8 protein-coding genes, 3 tRNA genes and 2 rRNA genes are annotated in these 17,048 nt (G+C 68.5%); 10 read left to right on the top strand and 3 right to left on the bottom strand.

Annotated elements, in window-relative coordinates; genetic code table 11:
- Positions 1-28: 28 nt before the first annotated feature.
- Positions 29-865, top strand: coding sequence for an EamA family transporter (locus tag PO879_RS14660; RefSeq protein WP_278237562.1), 837 nt, complete (start codon positions 29-31; stop codon positions 863-865).
- Between the two features lie 9 nt (positions 866-874).
- On the opposite strand, the gene PO879_RS14655 is transcribed toward PO879_RS14660, so the two are convergent.
- Both PO879_RS14655 and PO879_RS14650 read right to left on the bottom strand, forming a co-directional pair.
- Positions 875-1,384 carry a bacterial proteasome activator family protein gene (locus PO879_RS14655; protein WP_278235592.1) on the bottom strand — a complete coding sequence of 170 codons (510 nt, stop codon included), beginning with the start codon at positions 1,382-1,384 and terminating at the stop codon, positions 875-877.
- 31 nt (positions 1,385-1,415) lie between these two features.
- Entirely contained in the window at positions 1,416-2,393 is a 978-nt protein-coding gene (locus tag PO879_RS14650; RefSeq protein ID WP_347568604.1) for an NAD(P)H-quinone oxidoreductase, read from the bottom strand.
- Positions 2,394-2,525: 132 nt separating this feature from the next.
- On the opposite strand from PO879_RS14650, the gene PO879_RS14645 reads away from it, so the two are divergent.
- The 5 genes from PO879_RS14645 (at position 2,526) to PO879_RS14625 (ending at position 8,526) form a co-directional block, all read left to right on the top strand.
- Positions 2,526-6,491: a nitrate- and nitrite sensing domain-containing protein gene (locus PO879_RS14645; RefSeq protein WP_278235591.1), complete on the top strand. Its 3,966-nt coding sequence runs from the start codon at positions 2,526-2,528 to the stop codon at positions 6,489-6,491.
- Positions 6,492-6,526: 35 nt separating this feature from the next.
- Entirely contained in the window at positions 6,527-6,976 is a 450-nt protein-coding gene (locus PO879_RS14640) for a roadblock/LC7 domain-containing protein (RefSeq protein WP_278235590.1), read from the top strand.
- 8 nt (positions 6,977-6,984) lie between these two features.
- Entirely contained in the window at positions 6,985-7,401 is a 417-nt protein-coding gene (locus PO879_RS14635; protein ID WP_171245892.1) for a DUF742 domain-containing protein, read from the top strand.
- A 403-nt stretch (positions 7,402-7,804) separates the two neighbouring features.
- Positions 7,805-8,350: an ATP/GTP-binding protein gene (locus PO879_RS14630; RefSeq protein WP_278237560.1), complete on the top strand. Its 546-nt coding sequence runs from the start codon at positions 7,805-7,807 to the stop codon at positions 8,348-8,350.
- 91 nt (positions 8,351-8,441) lie between these two features.
- Positions 8,442-8,526: transfer RNA gene (locus PO879_RS14625), tRNA-Ser, on the top strand.
- 48 nt (positions 8,527-8,574) lie between these two features.
- Here PO879_RS14625 and PO879_RS14620 read toward each other — a convergent pair.
- The gene (locus PO879_RS14620) at positions 8,575-10,308 is read right to left on the bottom strand and encodes a GMC family oxidoreductase (RefSeq protein ID WP_278235589.1); all 1,734 of its coding nucleotides are present in this window, start codon (positions 10,306-10,308) and stop codon (positions 8,575-8,577) included.
- A gap of 93 nt (positions 10,309-10,401) precedes the next feature.
- Between PO879_RS14620 and PO879_RS14615 the strand changes: the two genes are divergently transcribed.
- The 4 genes from PO879_RS14615 to PO879_RS14600 all read left to right on the top strand — a co-directional run bounded on the left by PO879_RS14615 (position 10,402) and on the right by PO879_RS14600 (position 16,936).
- Positions 10,402-10,493: transfer RNA gene (locus PO879_RS14615), tRNA-Ser, on the top strand.
- 151 nt (positions 10,494-10,644) lie between these two features.
- Positions 10,645-10,720: transfer RNA gene (locus tag PO879_RS14610), tRNA-Arg, on the top strand.
- Positions 10,721-11,790: 1,070 nt separating this feature from the next.
- Positions 11,791-13,316: ribosomal RNA gene (locus PO879_RS14605) — 16S ribosomal RNA — on the top strand.
- 507 nt (positions 13,317-13,823) lie between these two features.
- Positions 13,824-16,936: ribosomal RNA gene (locus tag PO879_RS14600) — 23S ribosomal RNA — on the top strand.
- Together the 16S and 23S rRNA genes form the textbook arrangement of a ribosomal RNA operon.
- Positions 16,937-17,048: the final 112 nt, after the last annotated feature.

The raw sequence follows: 17,048 nt of genomic DNA, 5'->3' as shown, positions 1-17,048 counted from the left end.
GTCGGCCCCTGGCGGCCTTGCCGACCGTGTGCCGGCACCGCTGCTGTTCGTCGCCTCCGGGCTGACGCTCTACCTGGGGGCGGCCGTCGCGGTCGGTCTCTTCGACACCCTCGGCGCGCCCACGGTGAGCTGGTGGCGGATCGTGCTCGCCGCCGTCGTCCTGGTGGCCTGGCGCCGTCCCTGGCGCCGGCGCTGGACCCGCCAGGAGCTCGTCGGCGCCGGGCTGTTCGGCGTGGCGCTGGCCGCGATGAACATCGTCTTCTACGTGGGCATCGACCATCTGCCGCTGGGCGTGGCGGTGGCGATCGAGTTCACCGGTCCCATCGCCGTGGCCGCGATCACCGGGCGCGGCTGGCGCGAGCGCGGCGCGATCGTCGTCGCCGCGGCCGGCGTGATCCTGCTCGCCGGCGTCACGCTCGAGGGGGACCTGGCCCGCTCCGACGCGCTGGTCGGCCTGGTCGCCGTGCTCGCCGCCGCTGCCTGCTGGGCGGGGTACATCGTGCTCGGCAAGCGCGTGGCCGGCGGCGGGGCGGGGATCGACGGGCTCGCCGTGGGCATGGCGACCGGTGCCGTCGTGTTCGCGCCGTTCTTCGCGGGCTCGGTCACCACGGTGGTCCCGGACCTGCGCCTGCTCGGATTCCTGCTCGTGGTCGCCGTGTGCTCGTCCGTGGTGCCGTACGTGCTCGACCAGGTGGTGCTGCGGCGGATCGGCACGGCGACCTTCGCCGTGCTGCTCGCTCTGCTGCCGGCGACGGCCACGGTGGTCGGCGCCGTCGTCCTGGGGCAGCTGCCGAGCTGGCCGGAGATCGTCGGCCTGGTGCTGGTGTCCGGAGCCATCGCGATGACGGCGACCGGGCGCGAGTAGGGCGTCGGCTCAGAGGTACTGACCCGGCGACGCGGCGTCGTCTCCGTCGTCCGGCCCCCTGCCCGCGAGACCCGGTCCGGGGCGTGCGCCGCGGGGGAGCTGACGCCGCATCTGGTCGAGCTGGTGGTGCGCCTCCATCTGCTGGGCGACCAGCGCGGTCTGGATGCCGTGGAAGAGCCCCTCGAGCCAGCCGACGAGCTGTGCCTGGGCGACCCGCAGCTCCGCGTCCGACGGCGGGTCGTGGTCGGTCAGCGGCAACGTGATGCGGTGCAGCTCGGCGACGAGATCCTCCGAGAGCCCGTCCTCCAGCTCGGTGAGCGACCTCTCGTGGATCTCGGCGAGCCGCCCGCGCGCCGCGGCGTCCAGCGGGGCGGCACGTGCCTCGTCGAGGAGCTTCTTGACCATGCTCCCGATCCGCATGACCTTGGCCGGTTCGGAGATGCGGGAGGTCTCCGGTGCGGCGGGTGAGGTCTCCGCGGTCTCCGGTGCCGACGCCTCGCCGGGATGCTCGTCCGTCATGGTCCCAGTCTGCCCCGCACGCGTCGCGGCGTCAGGGCAGCAGGAGCACCTTGCCGAAGGCCTCGCCGGACTCGAGCATCCCCAGGGCCCGGTCCGCCTCGTCGAAGGACAGCCGGGCGTGCACGACCGGGCGGATCCGGCCCGCGGCGACGAGCGGCCACACGTGCTCCCCGACGGCCTCGACGATGGCGGCCTTCTCCTGCGGGCTGCGCGACCGCAGCAGGGTCCCGGTGACGAGGGCGCGCTTCGCCATGAGGCGGGCGAGGTCGAGCTCGCCGGTGCGCCCCTGCTGCAGCCCGATGACGACGAGGCGGCCACCCGGAGCGAGGGCGCGCACGTTGTCGCCGAGCGCCCCGCCGCCGAGCACGTCCAGGACGACGTCGGCGCCCCGGCCGTCGGTGGCGGCCCGTACCGCGTCGACGACGTCCTCGGCGCGGTGGTCGACGACGACGTCGGCCCCGAGCTCGCGGCAGCGCGCGGTCCGCTCGGGTCCGCCCGCGGTGGCGACCACGCGGGCCCCGAGGGCGTGGCCGAGCTGGACGGCCATGCTCCCGACGCCGCCGGACCCGCCGAGGACCAGCAACGTCTCGTCCGCCTGCAGCCGCGCGGTGTCCACGAGGTTCGTCCAGGCCGTGCAGACCGCTTCGGGCAGCGCGGCCGCGTCGACCAGATCGACGCCGTCCGGTCGGGGGAGGGTCTGGCTCGCGCGGACGACGACCTGCTCCGCGTAGCCGCCCCCGTCGAGCAGGGCGACGACCTCGTCGCCGACACGCCTGTCCGACACGCCCGCGCCGAGCCGGGCGACCGTGCCGGATATCTCGAGCCCCGGCCACGCGGGAGCGCCTGGCGGCGGAGGGTAGAGTCCGGCGCGTTGTAGCAGGTCAGCACGGTTCACGCCACTCGAGGTGACGTCGACGAGGATCTCGCCCTCGCCCGGTTCGTCTGGTTCGACCTGGCTCGTGGTGAGTTTCGCTGTGGGCCCATCGCCCGATATCGTGACGGCTCGCACACCGACGAAGACTACTCGCGCGCGCCGTCGTGCGTGGGGAAGCGGTCCCGCCGGCGGGTGGCGACATGCCGGAGGTTCGGGGAGGGTGACCCCCCGCCGACCTCGAACGATAAGTGATGGAGAGAGGTCCAGATGCTCCGCAGGTTGGGCGTTCGCGGGAAGATCCTGGCGACACTCGCCGTGCCGATCTTCGTCCTGATGCTGGCGGCGGCCTACATCTCCTGGGGCGCGCTGCAGGATGCCGTCAGCGCGGACCAGACGTCCGAGCTCGTGGACAGCCTCGAGGCGCAGGACGCCGCGGGCACCGCGGTGGCGACCGAGCGCGCGCTCGCCATCGCCGCGCTCAACGGTGCCGACGGTGCGATGGAACAGCTCGTCGCCGCGCAGGAGCAGACCGACGAGGCCGTCGATGCTCGCGACGAAGAGCTGCGTGCTCTCGAGACGGACGCCCTGAGCGTCAACGTCCAGGACGCCATCGACGTGACCCTCGAGGACCGGCGCGCGCTCGACGAGCTGCAGCGCAAGGTCATCGCGGGCCAGATCACCGAGACCGCCGCCACCGGTCAGTACACCGACATCATCCAGCGGGCCCTGGACCTCCCGCGCGCGGTGTCGGCGTCGTCCACGGACTCCGGGCTGGCCGAGCTGCTCAACGCCTACGTCGCGATGGACGAGGTGATGCTGGCCAACACGATCGAGCGTCCGATCGTGGGTCTGGCGCTGGCCGACGCCGCCCGCGCGGCGCAGCAGGGCGAGGACCGCGACGGCGAGCTGGTCGGCCGGATGGTCAACGCCATCGAGACCACCGACGAGCTGCAGGTGGCCGCGCAGGCGCAGGCCGACCGCCTCGGCCTGGACATCACGGTCCCGCCGCTCTCCGACGAGCTGGACGAGCTGCGGTTCAAGCTCCGCTACGTGAACTTCTCCTCCATCGACCCGGAGACCGCGAACAGCTGGTCCGAGCTCTCCGCCGGCTGGATCGACTCGATGCGCCCGGTGCGCGACGAGGTCCGGACCGAGACCGTCAGCTACGCCGCGCAGGCCTCGGCCGACGCGCGCAACCAGGCGATCGGCACGGTCGCCGCGACGTTCGGCATCGTGCTCATCTCGCTGGTCCTGGCGCTGGTCATCGCCCGCCGGATCGTCACGCCGCTGCGGCGCCTGACCGTCGCGACGGCGGACGTGCGCGACCGCCTGCCGCAGATGGTCGAGCAGATGGCGGTGCCGGGCCAGGCGCCCGAGATGGACGTGGTCCAGATCCCGGTCGAGTCAACGGACGAGATCGGCCGTCTGGCCAACGCGTTCAACGAGGTCAACGCCACCACGATCGAGGTGGCGCGGGAGCAGGCCGCGCTGCGCGGCTCGATCGCGGAGATGTTCGTCAACGTGGCCCGCCGCGACCAGGTGCTCCTGAACCGTCAGCTCGCGTTCCTCGACGAGCTGGAGCGGTCCGAGGAGGACCCGGGCACGCTGTCCAACCTGTTCCGGCTGGACCACCTCGCGACCCGTATGCGCCGCAACGCCGAGTCGCTGCTGGTCCTGGCGGGCATCGACTCCGGCCGCCGCGTGCGCACCCCGATGCCGATCTCCGACGTCATCCGGACGGCGTCCTCCGAGATCGAGCTGTACGACCGGGTCCGGCTGAACCTGCAGGCCGACCCGCACATGCTCGGCCACAACGCGCTGAACGCGGCACACCTGCTGGCCGAGCTGCTGGAGAACGCGACGATGTTCTCCGAGCCGCACACCGCCGTCGAGGTCACGGCCTCGCGCGACACGCGCGGCGTCGTCGTCTCCGTCGTCGACCAGGGCCTGGGCATGTCGGCGACCGAGATCGCCGACGCCAACGCCAAGGTCGCCTCGTCCGCGGCCTCCGACGCGGTCGGCGCCCAGCGCCTGGGCCTGTTCGTGGTCGGCCGCCTGGCGCAGCGTCTGCGCGTCCACGTCGACTTCTCGAGCGGTCGGGACGGCAAGGGCACGGTCGCGACCGTGACCTTCCCCGACGAGCTCTTCGTGGCCGACGAGGCGATGCCGCTGCCGCAGCCGACCGACCCGCTGGAGGCGTCGACCCAGGCCTCCGTGGCCCAGCTGACGAGCCCGTCGACCGACACCCCGCTGCCGCAGGGCGAGCCGTCGACCGTCCCGGTGCCGGGGGAGGACCACGCGCCGGCGTCGGCTCCCGCGCCGGCTGAGCCCGCTCCGGCTCCCGCTCCCGCTCCGGCCGAGCCTGCACCCGCGGCGCCGGCCCCGGCCACGTCGTCGATGCAGAGCGTCGCCCCCGAGGCGCCCGAGGTCGAACCGGTCGACATCGCGGCGCTGACGGACGGCACGACCCGCGCCGGCATGCCGCGTCGCCGCCGTTCGGAGACCACCGCGACCCCGACCGAGGCGATCGTGCTGCCGCCGCTCGAGACGCCGCACCTCGAGGAGTCGGACCCTGGAGACAGCGCGTGGGCCCCGCCGACCGCGGTCGAGCCGGCCGCGGCGTCGCTGCCGAGCCGCCGGCCGTCCCCGACCGGGCCGCCGGAGCCGGAGGCGCAGTCGGGTGCCATCGCGCTGCCCGACGCCGAGCCGACGACGGAGCCCGTCGCCCCGCAGCAGCGCACGGGCCTGTTCTCCAGCTTCCGGACGATGGACAACCTCGCCGAGAGCACCCTGCAGCTCGACGCGGTGACGGACGACCCGGCCGACGTCCCCGAGCTGGAGACCTCGACGTCCGAGTCGGCCCCGGCCCCGCGGGTCGAGGAGGAGGCGCCGTCCGAGCGCCCGGAGTCCGACCAGGTCGTGCCGCCGTCGCCGGTCCCGGCTCCCGCGCCGGCGTCCGCCCCGGTCCCTGCGCCGGCACCCGTCCCGGAGCGTCCGGCCGCGTCGGAGCCGACGTCCGCGAGCTCGGCTCCCGCGCCGGAGCGGACCGCGGCGACGCCCGCTCCTGCTCCGGCCTGGCAGCCGCCTGCGGAACCGGCCCCGGCCGTCCCGGCCGCACCGGTGGCGGACCACCGGCCGGCACCCGCGACGCAGCCCGAGGTGGCCTCGGCCGACTCCGCGCCCGTGGCGTCGAGCACCTCCTTCGCGGCGTTGCCCGCCTTCGAGGAGCTCATGTCGGACCTCCCGACGCGACGCACGGAGGGCGGCTCGTCGACGGCGCACCGCAAGCGTGGGCTGTTCGGTCGCAAGCCGGCCCCCAAGGACGCCCCGGAGTCCGCCGTCGGGTCCGTGGCCCGCGGAGGATCCGCGCAGCCGGTCGGCTCGGCCGGCGGGGTGGACCCGCTGTCCGCGCCGTCCGCCGACTCCTCGGCGACGCCGTCGACCGTGCCCGCACCTCGTGACGGCGGCCCGGCCCGAGCCGAGGACGCCTCCCAGGACGCCGCCCCGCAGGGCGGCTCCGCACCGGTGCCGGCACCGCGTCCCGACGAGCTCCCGCTGCCCTCGGCCCAGCGTCGACCGGCCGACCGGCCGTTCGACGAGGCCTGGGGAGCGGCGCGTCCGGCCGGCTCCGCACCGTCGGCCTACTCCCCGCCCGTGGCGGACGAGGTGCCGTTCCGGCCGGAGCCCGCCGCCTCGTCGGCGTCCGCGTCGGCGGAGCCTGCTCCGGCCGCGGGGGAGACCCAGACCGACCCGACGGTGAACGGGGAGCGTCCGTCCCGGACGTCCTACGGCGACTCCGTCCTTCCGCTGCGATCCACCGAGACGGCCGACGTCGACGCCTTCGACCCGCAGGACGTCTCCGACACCGTCGAGGCGCGGTCGGAGTGGATGGCCTCGGCCGTCCTGTACGAGGAGATGTCCACGCTGATGCAGCGCGGTGTCTTCCAGGAAGAGAACGTGACGACGACCAACGAGGAGCAGACCTATCGTCCCGCCAGCGTGGCACCGGCAGCCAACGGGCTGACGCGCCGCGACCGACGCGACGAGACCGTGGAGCCCCCGGAGCGCTTCACCGCCCGTATCGAGCGTGACCCGGAGCAGCTGCGCGCTCGGTTGTCGGCCTTCCAGACCGCCACGGCGCGTGGCCGGTCGGAGACGACCGACGAGGGGGCCTCGACGAATGGGCCCCTGAGCGTGAATGATGTCCAAGGATCGGCTCCGCACCAGCGGTGACCTGCGCAGATCAGCGCACTTGACGAGGAGGAAGCGTGACCCTCAGTACTGAAGCGACCAACTTCGGGTGGCTTCTCGACAACTTCGTCCGGACCGTTCCGGGCAGCCGCCACACCCTGGTGGTCTCGGCCGACGGTCTCCTGATGGCGATGTCGGACCAGCTCGACCGGACGAGCGGCGACCAGCTCGCCGCCATCGTGTCGGGGATGTCGAGCCTGACCCGTGGCGCCTCGCGCCAGCTCAACGGCGGCAACGTCCGCCAGGCCATCATCGAGATGGACAACGGGTACCTCTTCCTGATGAACGTCTCGAACGGCTCGGTCCTCGCGGTCGTGGCCGACGGGAACTGCGACATCGGGCTCGTGGGATACGAGATGGCTCTTCTGGTGTCCCGCACCGAGTCGACGCTGACGCCGCAGCTGATCTCCGAGATGCGCGGCAACCTTCCGGTCGACGGCAACCAGCGCTCCGCACAGGTGGGATGAGGTAGAGCATGACGCACGCACCGTTCGGTTCCCTGGGCGCGCAATCCGCGGACGGCTACGAGGCTGCCACGGTGCGTCCCTACGCGGTCACGGGAGGTCGTGTCCGCTCGTCGATGTCCGACCTGCCGCTCGAGGCGCTCGTCGAGGTGATGCCGGGGGCGGTGAGCAGCCACGGTCTGACACCGGAGAAGCGCGCGATCCTGCAGCACGCCGCGCACACCTACGTGTCGATCGCCGAACTGTCGGCGCTGCTCAAGCTCCCCCTCGGTGTGGTCCGCGTCCTGGTCGCGGACATGCAGGAGGAGGGGCACATCACCGTGCACACCTCGGCCCCGGTGAACGTCCACACGGGCCACGGCAGCAACCACTCGGGACTTTCCCTGAGCGTCTTGGAGAGTGTTCTCAATGGCATTTCCGCCCTCTGACAGTGCGTCGCCCGCAGGCTCGGGCGGGTTCGCTCCCAGCTGGGCGCCGGTCTCGCAGCCTGCCGGTGCGATGAGCGCGTCGACGGGCGGCGCGGCTCCCTCCGTCGGTGCGAGCGGCGGCCCGGCGCGCCAGAGCGTCCTCGGCGGCGCGGCGTCGGCTCCGGCCGCTCCCGCGGCGTCGGCCGCCCCGCAGCAGGGTGGTGCGGTCGCGGAGACCGAGGCGGCCGCACCCGCCACCCCGGCGCAGAACCAGCACCCCGCCCCGCCGGCGCAGAGCGCCACGGCGGCGGAGACCCCTGCCGCTCCGCAGGCCTCGAGCGGTGCGGCCCCCGCGTCCGCGCAGACCGCCGGTCCGGCGCAGTCGACGGCGGGCGAGAACAGCGCCGCCCCGACCGTCACGAAGATCGTGGTCGCCGGCGGCTTCGCCGTGGGCAAGACGACGTTCATCGGGTCCATCTCGGACGTCGAGCCGCTGAACACCGAGGCGGCCATGACCGAGCACTCCATGGGTGTCGACGACGCCGGCGGGGTGACCGACCGCAAGACCACGACCACCGTGGCGATGGACTTCGGCCGCGTGTCGCTGCCGGGCAACCTGTGGCTGTACCTGTTCGGCACCCCCGGTCAGGACCGCTTCCTGTTCATGTGGGACGACCTGGTCCGCGGCGCGATCGGCGCCGTGGTGCTCGTGGACACCGACCGCCTCGAGCAGTGCTTCCCGGCCATCGACTACTTCGAGTCGCGCGGCGTCCCGTTCGTCGTGGGCGTCAACTGCTTCGACGGCGTGGCCAAGCACCGCCTCGAGGACGTGCGGGAGGCGCTGCAGATCCCGGCGCACGTGCCGATGCTCTACACCGACGCGCGGTCGCGTGCGGCGACGAAGCAGACGCTGATCTCGCTGGTGCAGCTCGCGATGCGGCAGCTGCGGACGGGCAGCCAGCCGGCCTGACGACGTCGGACGACGGTCGGGGGACGGAGCTGCTCCGTCCCCCGACCGCCGTTCTGGGCCGGAAACGGGCCCGACTACACTGTCGGGCCGAGGAGGGCTGACAGAGCGGCCGAATGTGACGGTCTTGAAAACCGTTGTTGCGCAAGCAACCGGGGGTTCGAATCCCCCGCCCTCCGCCGGACGGACCGGGGTGCGACGCACGACGTCGCACCCCGGTCGTCGTCTCAGCGGATCTCGACGAGGGGCAGCCGCAGTGCCCCCGGTGCCGTCGGTGGCACGGCCGGTCGGCGGGGAGCGGTCGTCGCGACCGGGGTGTACACGCTGCCCGGGGCGGGCCGGCGGTCGGGCTCGTCCCGGTTGGGCCAGAGTGCGCAGGCGCGCTCGGCCATGGCGGTGATCGTCAGCGACGGGTTGACCCCGAGGTTGGCGGTCACGGCCGAGCCGTCGACGACGTGCAGACCGGGATACCCGTGCACGCGGTGGTAGGGGTCGATCACCCCGGACTCCGCCGAGACCCCGATGGTGCATCCGCCGAGGATGTGCGCGGTCATCGGGACGTCGAACGGGTCGCCGATGCTCCCGCCGGCCACCCCGCCCATCTTGTCGGCCATGGCCCGCACGACGTCGTGGGCGACCGGGATCCAGGTCGGGTTGGGTTCGCCCGTGCCCTGGCGGGACGTCAGTCGGCGGCCGAACAGCCCCCGCCGGGTGACCGTGGTCAGGGAGTTGTCGCGGTTCTGCATCACCAGGGCGATGACCGTCCGCTGCGACCAACCGCGCAGGTTCAGCAGCGTGGGCAGGTGCCGACGCTGTCGCCACAGCTCGGCCACCCAGCGCCGGACCCGCGGACGGTCGTCGGGACGGCGCCGGCCGTCGACCAGGACGGTCTGCAGCAGACCCATCGCGTTCGATCCGTGGCCGTAGCGGACCGGCTCGACGTGCGTGTCGGCGTCGGGTGCGAACGCCGAGGTGATCGCGACCCCGCGGGAGTAGTCGGGCGCGTCCGGTGCGCCGGGTGGGCGCACCGCCCCGAGCAGGGCCTCGGAGTTGGTGCGGGTGAGCTCGCCGAGGCGGTCGGACAGCCGGGGGAGCGTCCCGTCGTCGCGCATCGCGTGCAGCAGTCGCTGCGTCCCGAGCGTGCCGGCCGCGAGGACGACCTGCCCGGCGTGCAGTGCCCGGCGTCGTGACCAGGGGCGCCCGGTGCGGTGCGTCCGGACGGTGTAGCCGCCGTCGGACCGGGGAACGACGGCCGTGGCCGTGGTCAGGGCGTGCACCTGGGCGCCTGCCCGCTCGGCCAGGTGCAGGTAGTTCTTCACGAGGGTGTTCTTGGCGTCGTGCCGGCACCCCGTCATGCACTCGCCGCAGTGCAGGCAGGCGTGGCGGTCGGGCCCCGCGCCGCCGAAGTAGGGGTCCGGCCGGGCGGCACCCGGCTCCGTCGACGCAGGATCCCCGAGATGCACGCCGACGCGGGCGGTGCGGCACGTCGCACGGACGCCCATCTGCTCGGCGACGTCGCGGACCACCTCGTCGGCGGGCGTGGTGCGGGAGTAGTCCACGACGCCGAGCATGCGCTCGGCCTGGTCGAAGTACGGGTCGAGCTCGGCCTCCCAGTCGGTGATGCCTCGCCAGGCCGGGTCCTGCCAGAAGCGTCCGACGGGCCGGTACAGCGTGTTGGCGTAGACGAGCGACCCGCCGCCGACACCTGCCCCGGCCAGCACCACGACGTCGCGCAGCCGGTGGATGCGTTGGATCCCGAAACATCCGAGGGCCGGTGCCCAGAGGAATCGACGCAGGTCCCAGGACGTGCGAGGGAATTCGTCGTCCGGGAACCGGCGCCCGGCCTCCAGGACACCGACGCGGTACCCGCGCTCGGTGAGTCGCAGTGCGGCCACGCTGCCGCCGAACCCGGAGCCGATGACCAGGACGTCGTAGTCCTCACCGTCTGTGGTGCGCGTCATGCCCCGACGATACGACGGCGCTTTGCCCCATCGTGCCCCGGGCGGTTACTCTGGTCGCCGCGGCACGGAGACGTGGTTTCTCGTCGGCCGCAAGGAGACGTCGCATAGTCTGGTCTAGTGCGCCACCCTGCTAAGGTGGTAACGGGGCAACCCGTTCGCGGGTTCAAATCCCGCCGTCTCCGCCAGGAAGGCCTCGGTGCTCGACGCCCGGGGCCTTTTCTGTTGCAGCTCTACCGGCTGCTCGTGGCGTCGGTCACGAACGGCGGATCCGGTTTGGGGATCGGCCGTCAGGGCGGTAGAGTTCTCGTCGGCCGGTGCGAACGCATCGGACGGTCTGCGCCCGTAGCTCAACGGATAGAGCATCTGACTACGGATCAGAAGGTTGGGGGTTCGAATCCCTCCGGGCGCGCCAGACACGACGCCCGTCAGCACTGCTGGCGGGCGTCGTTCTCGTTTCCGGGCACGGCGCGGACGTCCCGCGCCCGCGGAACAGCCGTGATTCCTCCTCGTGGATGCCCCACGAGTGGAGCAGGTCGCCTCCGGCGGACGGGTGCGCGACGACGCGACGACGCGAGGCCACCACGCAGGGGCCGCATCCCGCGCGGGCGGCCGGCCCGCTCCACCCGGCGCACGGCGCCGTCGGCACGACACCCCGTTTCCCCGCCCCGGGGTCGGCCGGCTGCAGCTCTCGTCCCCGGGGAGCGGCCGGCGGCCCGTCGCCCGACGGTCCCTGCCGGTCGGCGGTTGATCGGGTGCCCGCTCGTCGGCGCCCGCTCTCCTCGGGTGCTCGCACGCCGAACGGACGAGAGGTGTTGTCCCGCGGCGGTGCGTCCTGTCGCCCCGGTGTCGACGCGGAGGACCCGACGATGGAGCCCGGCAGCTGCTCGCCGGGCGAGTCCGGCGGCGCCGACCGGGCTCAGGAACCCGCCCACGGGGCCGTCACAGCCGGATCGGCGGCGGAGAAGCGCGGAATTCCGCCGTTCTTGTCGACAGTGGCGCGCGCCACGTCGTCCCGCGTTGACTCTCGGGGATACACGTCGGTAATGTTCTCTGACGTCAGCCCGACGGGCCGACGGACACCAGATGAACGAACCGCGAAGGTTCAGTTCGGTGGCCGGGCCGGAGCTGACGACCACCACCCTCCGGGACAGGTAGCATTGTGCGCCCTGAACCGGGTGGAGCAGGACGCTCTTTTGTCCGAGTCGTCATTGATCGCGAGATCAGGGCGGTTTGCAGAGAGAAAAGCGAAATGCTAAGTTAGAGGGGTTGCCCCGGACGGGGTCGGGACGGGATGTTCCGGTCTTGGATGGTGTGTGTCGGTTGTTTGAGAACTCAACAGTGTGCTTGATAGTCAATGCCAAATTTTGAACCTTCATTGGTTCCTTTGGACTAGATTGGACAGCTAGTTTTGCTAGTTTGTTTGGTCTGGCCAGTATCGATATGGCATCGCCGGCCCGTGGTGGTTGGTGGTGTTTTCTCTCTTTTACGGAGAGTTTGATCCTGGCTCAGGACGAACGCTGGCGGCGTGCTTAACACATGCAAGTCGAACGGTGAAGCCCAGCTTGCTGGGTGGATCAGTGGCGAACGGGTGAGTAACACGTGAGCAACCTGCCCTCCACTTCGGGATAAGCCTTGGAAACGGGGTCTAATACCGGATATGAGCGCCTGCCGCATGGTGGGTGTTGGAAAGTTTTTCGGTGGGGGATGGGCTCGCGGCCTATCAGCTTGTTGGTGGGGTGATGGCCTACCAAGGCTTCGACGGGTAGCCGGCCTGAGAGGGCGACCGGCCACACTGGGACTGAGACACGGCCCAGACTCCTACGGGAGGCAGCAGTGGGGAATATTGCACAATGGGCGAAAGCCTGATGCAGCGACGCCGCGTGAGGGATGACGGCCTTCGGGTTGTAAACCTCTTTCAGCAGGGAAGAAGGCCTTCGGGTGGACGGTACCTGCAGAAGAAGCGCCGGCTAACTACGTGCCAGCAGCCGCGGTAATACGTAGGGCGCAAGCGTTGTCCGGAATTATTGGGCGTAAAGAGCTCGTAGGCGGTTTGTCGCGTCTGGTGTGAAAACCTCAGGCTCAACCTGGGGCGTGCATCGGGTACGGGCAGACTAGAGTGCGGTAGGGGAGACTGGAATTCCTGGTGTAGCGGTGGAATGCGCAGATATCAGGAGGAACACCGATGGCGAAGGCAGGTCTCTGGGCCGCAACTGACGCTGAGGAGCGAAAGCATGGGGAGCGAACAGGATTAGATACCCTGGTAGTCCATGCCGTAAACGTTGGGCACTAGGTGTGGGACTCATTCCACGAGTTCCGTGCCGCAGCTAACGCATTAAGTGCCCCGCCTGGGGAGTACGGCCGCAAGGCTAAAACTCAAAGGAATTGACGGGGGCCCGCACAAGCGGCGGAGCATGCGGATTAATTCGATGCAACGCGAAGAACCTTACCAAGGCTTGACATGCACCGGACGCTGCCAGAGATGGTGGTTCCGCAAGGTCGGTGCACAGGTGGTGCATGGTTGTCGTCAGCTCGTGTCGTGAGATGTTGGGTTAAGTCCCGCAACGAGCGCAACCCTTGTCCTATGTTGCCAGCGGGTTATGCCGGGGACTCATGGGAGACTGCCGGGGTCAACTCGGAGGAAGGCGGGGATGACGTCAAATCATCATGCCCCTTATGTCTTGGGCTTCACGCATGCTACAATGGCCGGTACAGAGGGCTGCGATACCGTAAGGTGGAGCGAATCCCAAAAAGCCGGTCTCAGTTCGGATTGGGGTCTGCAACTCGACCCCATGAAGTCGGAGTCGCTAGTAATCGCAGATCAGCAACGCTGCGGTGAATACGTTCCCGGGCCTTGTACACACCGCCCGTCAAGTCACGAAAGTTGGTAACACCCGAAGCTCACGGCCCAACCGGTTTTCCGGGGGGAGTGGTCGAAGGTGGGACTGGCGATTGGGACTAAGTCGTAACAAGGTAGCCGTACCGGAAGGTGCGGCTGGATCACCTCCTTTCTAAGGAGCACATACCTTCTGCCGGTCGGCCCCTGGGGGGTCGGTCGGGTCGCAGGGGGTCATGTACAGCCGCTGTAGGCGCCGAACGTGCGTCTGGTGGTTGCTCTGGGTGGAACATTGACCGTACGGCCGCCTGCGGGTGGGTCGGATCAGTACACCGCGTGCGGTGCCTCCTTGGGGGGTGCCGGTTCGCGGTCGGAACGTCCGGGCTGCTGGTGGGGGGTCGGTAGAGCACACTGTTGGGTCCTGAGGCAGCCGGCCACGTTGTTGGTCGGGGTCTTTGATGGATACGGGTCGTCGGTCGGTCGCAGACCGTCTTCATGCTGTTGCTGGTGGCGCGAGCTGCTGGTGGGTGTGGGGGTAGGTGCGCATCGTGGGCCGGCGGGTTCGTCCGTTGCTTGAGAACTGCACAGTGGACGCGAGCATCCCAGATGTTCAAGTACATCCCCATCGTCGTTGACGGTGCGGGGTGTGTTTTCTTGGATTTCTGTAGCAATTTTGTAGTGTGTCGAAGTTTTGAAGGGCACATGGTGGATGCCTTGGCACTAGGAGCCGAAGAAGGACGTTGTAGCCTGCGATAAGCCTCGGGGAGCTGGCAAACGAGCTGTGATCCGAGGGTGTCCGAATGGGGGAACCCGGCCGCAGTCATGTGCGGTCACCGACGCCTGAATGTATAGGGCGCCTGGAGGGAACGCCGGGAAGTGAAACATCTCAGTACCGGCAGGAAGAGATATTCCGTGAGTAGTGGCGAGCGAAAGCGGATGAGGCCAAACCGTATGCGTGTCAAGCTGTCAGGCGTTGCGTGTGCGGGGTTGTGGGACCTTCTAGGAGTCTCTGACAGGACTCCGGCCAGTAAGAAAGTCGTGTGATAGTCGAACCGCATTGAAAGGCGGACCGTAGAGGGTGTGAGTCCCGTAGACGAAATCGCGCGGCCTGGTGGAGGGGATCCCAAGTAGCACGGGGCCCGTGAAATCTCGTGTGAATCTGGTAAGACCACTTGCTAAGCCTAAATACTACCTAGTGACCGATAGCGGATCAGTACCGTGAGGGAACGGTGAAAAGTACCCCGGGAGGGGAGTGAAATAGTACCTGAAACCGTGTGCCTACAAGCCGTCGGAGCCTCCTTGGTGGGGGTGACGGCGTGCCTTTTGAAGAATGAGCCTGCGAGTTAGTGCTCGGTGGCGAGGTTAACCCGTGTGGGGAAGCCGTAGCGAAAGCGAGTCCGAACAGGGCGATTGAGTCGCCGGGTCTAGACCCGAAGCGAAGTGATCTAGCCATGGGCAGGTTGAAGCGCCGGTAAGACGGCGTGGAGGACCGAACCCACTTAGGTTGAAAACTGAGGGGATGACCTGTGGTTAGGGGTGAAAGGCCAATCAAACTTCGTGATAGCTGGTTCTCCCCGAAATGCATTTAGGTGCAGCGTCACGCGTTCCTTGCCGGAGGTAGAGCTACTGGATGGCCGATGGGCCCTACCAGGTTACTGACGTCAACCAAACTCCGAATGCCGGCAAGCCAGAGCGTGGCAGTGAGACTGCGGGGGATAAGCTTCGTAGTCGAGAGGGAAACAGCCCAGACCACCGGCTAAGGCCCCTAAGCGTGTGCTCAGTGGGAAAGGATGTGGAGTTGCCCAGACAACCAGGAGGTTGGCTTAGAAGCAGCCACCCTTGAAAGAGTGCGTAATAGCTCACTGGTCAAGTGATTCCGCGCCGACAATGTAGCGGGGCTCAAGTACACCGCCGAAGCCGTGGCGCTCACACAAGCCCAGCAGCGACTTGATCGCTGTTCAGGTGTGTGGGCGGGTAGGGGAGCGTCGTGTGGGCGGTGAAGCCGCGGAGTGATCCAGCGGTGGAGACCACACGAGTGAGAATGCAGGCATGAGTAGCGAAAGACGGGTGAGAAACCCGTCCGCCGAATGACCAAGGGTTCCAGGGCCAGGTTAATCCGCCCTGGGTAAGTCGGGACCTAAGGCGAGGCCGACAGGCGTAGTCGATGGACAAGGAGTTGATATTCTCCTACCGGCGAAGAACCGCCCATACCGAATCCGGTGATGCTAACCACCCCGAACCACCACCGACGTCCTTCGGGACGTCACCGGTGTCTAGGCGTGGGACCCGAACCGGTACTAGGTAAGCGTGTTAACAGGGGTGACGCAGGAAGGTAGCCCGGCGTGGCGATGGTTGACCACGTCCAAGGCCGTAGCCCGTCTCGTAGGCAAATCCGCGAGACACCAAGGGTGAGAGTCGACGGTGACCGCGTATGCGGGAAACGGGTGATCCTCAGCTGCCAAGAAAAGCCTCGACGCGAGGTTCTAGCCGCCCGTACCCCAAACCGACTCAGGTGGTCAGGTAGAGAATACTAAGGCGATCGAGAGAATCGTGGTTAAGGAACTCGGCAAAATGCCCCCGTAACTTCGGGAGAAGGGGGGCCTGATCCGTGAACCCACTTGCTGGGGGAAGCGGTGAGGGCCGCAGAGACCAGGGAGAAGCGACTGTTTACTAAAAACACAGGTCCGTGCGAAGTCGCAAGACGATGTATACGGACTGACGCCTGCCCGGTGCTGGAAGGTTAAGAGGACGGGTCAGCTTCGGCGAAGCCCAGAATTTAAGCCCCAGTAAACGGCGGTGGTAACTATAACCATCCTAAGGTAGCGAAATTCCTTGTCGGGTAAGTTCCGACCTGCACGAATGGCGTAACGACTTCTCCGCTGTCTCGACCACGAACTCGGCGAAATTGCACTACGAGTAAAGATGCTCGTTACGCGCAGCAGGACGGAAAGACCCCGGGACCTTTACTACAGCTTGGTATTGGTGTTCGGTGCGGTTTGTGTAGGATAGGTGGGAGACTATGAAACCGGCGCGCCAGCGCCGGTGGAGTCGCCGTTGAAATACCACTCTGACCGCATCGACCATCTAACCTCGGTCCGTGATCCGGACCAGGGACAGTGCCTGGTGGGTAGTTTAACTGGGGCGGTTGCCTCCCAAAAAGTAACGGAGGCGCTCAAAGGTTCCCTCAGCCTGGTTGGCAATCAGGTGTCGAGTGCAAGTGCACAAGGGAGCTTGACTGTGAGACCGACAGGTCGAGCAGGGACGAAAGTCGGAACTAGTGATCCGGCGGTGGCTCGTGGAAGCGCCGTCGCTCAACGGATAAAAGGTACCCCGGGGATAACAGGCTGATCTTCCCCAAGAGTCCATATCGACGGGATGGTTTGGCACCTCGATGTCGGCTCGTCGCATCCTGGGGCTGGAGTAGGTCCCAAGGGTTGGGCTGTTCGCCCATTAAAGCGGCACGCGAGCTGGGTTTAGAACGTCGTGAGACAGTTCGGTCCCTATCCGCTGCGCGCGCAGGAAACTTGAGAAGGGCTGTCCCTAGTACGAGAGGACCGGGACGGACGAACCTCTGGTATGCCAGTTGTTCCGCCAGGAGCACCGCTGGTTCGCTACGTTCGGGAGGGATAACCGCTGAAAGCATCTAAGCGGGAAGCCTGCTTCAAGATGAGGTTTCCAACAGGCTAGACCTGTGAAGGCACCCAGCTAGACCACTGGGTAGATAGGCCGGAAGTGGAAGACAGGACCAACGACTGTCGCAGCTGACCGGTACTAATCAGCCGACAACTTCAACACACCTACACTGCTTGCTCCGCGTCCACTGTGCGGTTCCCGAGAAACGGGCACCACCCCCACCCCCCCGCCACCCTGCGTGGCACCCGGGGAAACCCGGTGGGGACCCGACAAC

The organism is Isoptericola sp. AK164 (genome assembly GCF_029643425.1).
Classification (GTDB): domain Bacteria; phylum Actinomycetota; class Actinomycetes; order Actinomycetales; family Cellulomonadaceae; genus Isoptericola; species Isoptericola haloaureus.
This window is presented reverse-complemented; position numbering and strand designations above follow the sequence as displayed.